The sequence below is a fragment of the Bradyrhizobium sp. genome, from assembly GCF_004799405.1.
GTDB lineage: Bacteria > Pseudomonadota > Alphaproteobacteria > Rhizobiales > Xanthobacteraceae > Bradyrhizobium.
Genome location: NZ_SSMW01000068.1, coordinates 1 through 3,244, shown reverse-complemented (window position 1 = coordinate 3,244; position 3,244 = coordinate 1). Strand labels below are relative to the sequence as shown.

Below are 3,244 nucleotides of genomic sequence, written 5' to 3'. Positions count from 1 at the left end.
GTTGCAGGTCCGGCCCGAACATCGCGTGCTCGAGATCGGCACCGGTTCGGGTTACCAGGCCGCCATCCTGTCGCGGCTTTGCCGGCATGTCCTGACCATCGAGCGCTACCGGACCCTGGCCGACAGCGCCCGGAAGCGACTGGCAAAGCTTGGCTGCGACAATGTCGAGGTGATGCTGGGGGACGGCTTCGACCTCCCGGCCGCCGCCGGCACATTCGACCGCATCCTCGTCACCGCGGCGATGGAGCAAATCCCGGAGACACTGGCGCAGCGGCTCGAACCGGACGGCATCCTGATCGCTCCGGTCGGTCCGCACCAGGGCACCCAGACCCTGATCCGCATGACCAGGACCGATGCCGGTCTTGAGCGCAAGCCGCTGGTGGATGTGCGTTTCGTGCCGGCGCTGCCGGGGATTGCCCGCGAGCTGTGAAAGTGCGGATTGGCTTTCCCGCCAAGGCGTTATTGGCGGGTTAAGTGGTTGTTTACTGGCGACGTGTTTACTCAAAACAGTAATTTGTTGCGTACGAGTGAGTAACCATGTCCCGTGTCGTCGAGTTGCTTGGCTCGCGCCGCGTGCCGCACGTTGCGGTGCTGGCGCTGATGTCGATTGGTTTTGCCGGCTGCAGCGCCGACATGTCGACGCGTCTCTCGCAAAGTTCCTTCTCCAATCCCTTTGCGTCACAGCCGGAAGCGACCGGTTCGGTTCCGACCCCCGCGGTCGAGCAGCGCGAACTGCCGCAGTATTCCCGTCCGCAATACCAGAGCCAGTATCAATCCTCGGCATTGCCGCCGCCGATTTCAGCTCCGCAATCCTACCCGACCGCCAATGGCGGGGCATCCGGAGGAGGGCGCGGGGTTGCCTCCTATTCGCCGCCTTCCCATCCGCAGCTTGAGACCACCGGCAGCATCGCGCCGCGTTCGGTCGCTGCGACCCGCGGACAGGGCAGCACCACGATTATCGTCGGCACCAGCGACACGCTCGAAACGCTGGCGCATCGCTATAATGTTTCGCCCGCGGCGATCCTGCAGGCCAATGGTTACAAGGGCCCGCGCGCGCTGTCGCCAGGCCAGCAACTGATCATTCCGCCGCGGCAGACCGCAGCCGTCCCGGCTCCGGTACTGGCAGCACCCGCGAGCAAGGCTGTCGTTACCGCCACTGCGGCGCCGAGCGTTCACGTCGTCAATCACGGCGATACCCTGCTCAGCATTGCGCATCGCAACCACGTGCCGGTGGCGGAGTTGGCGAGAGCCAACAATCTCGACACCTCGGCGAAACTCAGGCTCGGCATGAAACTGACCGTGCCCGGTGCGAAGACCGCGGCGATGGTGCCGGCCGCGCAACCGGTGACCGTTGCCGCCGCTCAGCCTGTCGCTTCCGTGGTTACCGCCGATCCCCAGCAAAAGGCGCGCCTGGCCCAGGCGACAACGCCGCTTGAGCCGCCAACAGCCGACGCGCCGGTCAAGGCCGCCGAAGCCACCGGGGCGCTGCCGACTTTCCGCTGGCCGGTGCGCGGCAAGGTGATCACGAGCTACGGCGCCAAGACCAACGGAAAGGCCAATGACGGCATCAACCTCGCGGTGCCCGAGGGCACGCCGGTGAAAGCCGCGGAAGACGGCGTGGTGGCTTACTCGGGAAATGAACTCAAGGGTTATGGCAATCTGATTCTGGTTCGGCACGCCAACGGTTACGTCACCGCATATGCCCATGCGAGTGAACTGCTGGTGAAGCGCGGCGATGCGATCAAGCGCGGCCAGATCATTGCCAAATCGGGTCAGTCGGGCGAGGTGGGGTCGCCGCAACTCCACTTCGAGATCCGCAAAGGATCTACACCGGTTGACCCGCTTCAATTCCTCAATGGGGCGTGAGGCGTTCGCAAGTCCTCATCCCCGGGGACGTGTCAGGATGACGGTGACGACTGCTTGCCACCGAGCTTCACACCCTGCCGTCCCGCCAGTTCCTGCGTGAACTGCCAGGCGACGCGGCCCGAACGTGAGCCGCGCGTGGTCGACCATTCCAGGGCTTCGCGCTCAAGCTGTTCTTCCGCGAGCTTGATACCGAAATGACCGCAATAGCCCTTCACCATGGCAAGGTATTCGTCCTGGCTGCAGCGGTGGAATCCGAGCCACAATCCGAAGCGGTCCGATAGCGACACCTTTTCCTCGACCGCTTCACCGGGATTGATCGCAGTGGAGCGTTCGTTCTCGATCATCTCGCGCGCCAGCAGATGCCGGCGGTTGGAGGTCGCGTAGAGGATCACATTGTCGGGCCGGCCCTCGATCCCGCCTTCCAGCACCGCCTTGAGCGACTTGTAGGAGGCGTCATTGCCGTCAAACGACAGGTCGTCGCAGAACACGATGAAATGAAAATGCGAACTGCGCAGCAGGTCCATCAGCGCCGGCAGGCTCTCGACGTCCTCGCGATGAATCTCGATCAGTTTGAGGCGTTCGGCCGGCTTGCGGCTGACGTTGATGCTGGCATGCGCCGCCTTCACCAGCGACGACTTGCCCATGCCGCGCGCGCCCCATAACAGCGCGTTGTTGGCGGGCAGCCCGTTGGCGAAGCGCTCGGTGTTCTCGATCAGGATATCGCGCATCCGGTCGATGCCCTTGAGCAGGCCAAGATCGACGCGGCTGACATGGGGCACCGGCGCGAGGCGGCCATCCGGATGCCAGACAAAGGCGTCCGCCTGCGCGAATGCATCGGCGGCGCTGGTCTTGGGAGAGGTGGCGGACAAATGCGCGACGATGGCTTCGAGCGCGCGCGCGATCCGCTCTTCGGCGCCTGGTCCGAAAGACGCCGACGGGCGTTTTGTCGCGGCCATCGGCGGCCCTGCCAACGCCGCCCTTGCGGCTTTGCCGGGGGCCGCGCCGGTTGCGGTTTTGCGGGGCTTTTTCGACATCTTCGGGGTTCCTGACCACGCACCCATATCGAGGCTTTGGGAAGGCCGCAAGTCACGCGATTCAAAGGCAAATGCAACGGTAAATGAAAGGGTCTGGCGGCGTTGCAATTGGGCGGCTGGCCGCTATAGTCCCGCGCGAATTTGCCTGAACCGGCCTGACGCCGAAGCGTCGCCGGTGTGCCCCCTTTCACGAGGAATATCCGCAATGTTCATTACTCCTGCGTATGCCCAGGCCGCAGCCGGCGGCGATACCAACAGCATGTTGATGTCGCTGCTGCCGTTCGCGCTGATCTTCGTGATCATGTATTTCCTGATTCTGCGGCCGCAGCAGAAGAAGGTGAAGG

General features: G+C 64.0%; 4 protein-coding genes. 3 read left to right on the top strand and 1 reads right to left on the bottom strand.

Annotated features, from left to right (window positions below; translation table 11 throughout):
* Positions 1–430: methyltransferase domain-containing protein (locus E7813_RS10310; protein WP_291573447.1), on the top strand; the 430-nt coding region annotated here is incomplete at its 5' end.
* Between the two features lie 107 nt (positions 431–537).
* Positions 538–1,866 (top strand): peptidoglycan DD-metalloendopeptidase family protein, encoded by a 1,329-nt coding sequence (locus E7813_RS10305; RefSeq protein ID WP_291573446.1) that lies wholly within the window; start codon positions 538–540, stop codon positions 1,864–1,866.
* Positions 1,867–1,898: 32 nt separating this feature from the next.
* Here the strand turns inward: E7813_RS10305 and E7813_RS10300 are convergent, their stop codons facing one another.
* Complete coding sequence (locus E7813_RS10300; protein ID WP_291573449.1) at positions 1,899–2,822, bottom strand: ATP-binding protein; 924 nt, start codon at positions 2,820–2,822, stop codon at positions 1,899–1,901.
* A gap of 283 nt (positions 2,823–3,105) precedes the next feature.
* Here E7813_RS10300 and E7813_RS10295 point away from each other — a divergent pair.
* Positions 3,106–3,244: preprotein translocase subunit YajC (locus E7813_RS10295; RefSeq protein ID WP_363331165.1), on the top strand; the 139-nt coding region annotated here is incomplete at its 3' end.

Coding starts and splice junctions, on each gene's coding strand:
- E7813_RS10300 (WP_291573449.1), bottom strand. CDS start 2,822: ATGGCCGCGACAAAACGCCCGTCGGCGTCTTTCGGACCAGGCGCCGAA.
- E7813_RS10305 (WP_291573446.1), top strand. CDS start 538: ATGTCCCGTGTCGTCGAGTTGCTTGGCTCGCGCCGCGTGCCGCACGTT.